This window comes from Bacteroides sp. CAG:189 (assembly GCF_000432295.1).
Taxonomy (GTDB): Bacteria; Bacteroidota; Bacteroidia; order Bacteroidales; family Bacteroidaceae; genus Bacteroides; species Bacteroides salyersiae.
Genome location: NZ_HF991118.1, coordinates 2,197 through 3,423 on the forward strand (window position 1 = coordinate 2,197; position 1,227 = coordinate 3,423).

A 1,227-nucleotide genomic window follows, 5' to 3' on the forward strand; every position below is an offset into this window, starting at 1 on the left:
AGGGAGCAGGCTGTTGAGATCGTTACCTTCGCAAATGCCGGTAATATCGCTTCGGGTGGAATGTGTCACGATCTCTTCTCTTCGAATGCCGGCAGTCATTTTAAAACGCTTTTGTATCCCCTGATGTTGCTTTCCCAATATCTTTATCAATTCTTTCGAACGTGGTCTGAGGGCTTGAAAACGTTCCAGATAGTACTTTACATTGAGATCTACCATATTATACCTCATGGAAAACGGATAAGCACTGTTTTTCAGAAAATGCAGGAACTTCGCATCCGAGGCTTCATCCGTTTCATGGAAATACTCCCATTGGGCGGCATACTGTGAATAGAACTCTTGCAGGGAGGGAAGCGTATGCCGGAAATATTGCCGGATATCCGTATCCAATTCTTCCGGTTTAATGATGAGATTGTGTAGCATCATACACCTCGTAGGCAATCTCTTGCAGGCGGTCATAGTACCTGTCTTGCAATTCCTTTAGTCTAATAGTCCCTGTTCTCTTCTTTTTCAGATTCTGATAGTCGGAAGCAAACTTTAGCAGGTTACCGGCTATCCGCTATCCTTCGATGCGGTGATAAAAAGTATCGACCACCTGAATGGCAGGGGCACTGTCTCTGCCTCCGCCTGCATTTTGCAGTATTCTTCCTGTTCGATCGGCAGTTTCTCCGGTATATTCGGTTCTGTATCCTTTGTCGAAGCAATCATCCGGTCAAAAGCGAATTCCTGTTCGATACAGCCCACAAATTGCCGGATAAGGAAGCGGTCATAAAGTGCTTCCAACCCTTCTCCCTTTGCCGGTAGTTCGTTAGAAGCCGCTATCAGCACTTTCAACGGGACTTTCACTGTAAACTGTCCGTTCCGGTATACCTTTTCATTGATTACTGTCAGCAGGGAAGTTCTGTATGGCCGGTCCTGCTTTCCATATTTCATCCAGGAAAGCCACTGATGCTGTAGGAAGATATCCTTCGGTAATCCGTTCATAGGTATCTTCATCTTTAAATTTCGAGATCGATACCGGCCCGAAAATCTCATCCGGAGTACTGAAACGTGACATCAGGTATTCGAACGCATTGTTTTCTTTGAATGCATATTTCAGTTTTCGTGCTACTAAACTCTTGGCTACTCCCGGAGGACTTAACAGGAAAATACTTTCTCCGGCAATGGCCGCCAATAAAGAAAGGGCTATGGTGTGTTCTTTCTCAAATACCCCCTCATTAAGAGCGTCGA

At 45.2% G+C, this 1,227-nt stretch carries 2 pseudogenes; both read right to left on the reverse strand.

Annotation, left to right across the window (positions count from 1 at the left end):
- A pseudogene (locus QVP90_RS16295) lies at positions 1 to 511 on the reverse strand (hypothetical protein); the annotation flags it as partial.
- A gap of 83 nt (positions 512 to 594) precedes the next feature.
- A pseudogene (locus QVP90_RS16300) lies at positions 595 to 1,227 on the reverse strand (AAA family ATPase); the annotation flags it as partial.